The organism is Alcanivorax sp. HI0044 (genome assembly GCF_001634945.1).
Genome location: NZ_LWEZ01001899.1, coordinates 1 through 872 on the forward strand (window position 1 = coordinate 1; position 872 = coordinate 872).

At 61.5% G+C, this 872-nt stretch carries 1 protein-coding gene; it reads left to right on the top strand.

What is annotated here, in order from left to right; translation table 11 throughout:
- The first annotated feature begins 1 nt into the window (after position 1).
- On the top strand, positions 2-862 hold the full coding sequence (gene rapZ, locus A3730_RS28330; protein WP_063539404.1) for an RNase adapter RapZ: 861 nt from the start codon (positions 2-4) through the stop codon (positions 860-862).
- Positions 863-872 lie beyond the last annotated feature (10 nt).

The window sequence follows — 872 nt, forward strand, 5'->3', positions numbered from 1 at the left end:
CATGAAACTCACGATTATTAGTGGCCGTTCCGGGTCCGGGAAAACCACCGCACTGCAAGCGCTGGAGGACCAGGGATTTTATTGTTTCGACAACCTGCCCGCCGGCATGCTGCCGACACTGGCGAAACAGCTCAGCGAGGGCGAGCCTCCGATTGAACGGGTCGCTGTGGGCATTGATGCCCGCAACCTCCCCGCCCAGTTACTGGCTTTCGACAACATCCTTGAAGCCCTGAACGAACAGCAGGTACACAGTGAAATCGTCTACCTGGACGCGGATGACCACACCCTGCAGACCCGCTTCAGCGCAACCCGTCGTCGCCACCCGCTGGGCACTGGCGAGCGCTCACTGGCCGACGCCATCGGCCATGAACGGGAACTGCTGGCCAACATCCGCCAGCGCGCCGACCTGGTTATCGACAGTAGCAACCACGACGTCCACACCCTGCGCAACCTGATGCGCGAGCGGGTGGCCCACCGTGAAGCCGCCCTGTCTCTGCAGCTGGAATCCTTTGGCTTCAAGAATGGCCTGCCCACCGACGCGGACCTGGTGTTCGATGTACGGGTATTGCCCAACCCACACTGGCATGCAGACCTGCGCCCCTTTACCGGCAAGGATGACTGCATCATCGATTTCCTCAGCCAGCATCAGGCCAGTCACGACATGCTCAAGGACATCGGCGATTTCGTGGTGCGCTGGTTACCGGCGTTTGCCCACAGTGATCGCAGCTACGTGACCGTCGCCATCGGCTGCACCGGCGGGCGCCATCGCTCAGTCTTTATCACCGAGCAGCTGGCATGGACCCTGCGCGACAAAGGCATTGCGCTTCAGGTCCGCCACCGGGAACTCCCCCGAGAGCAATAAGGCAACCATG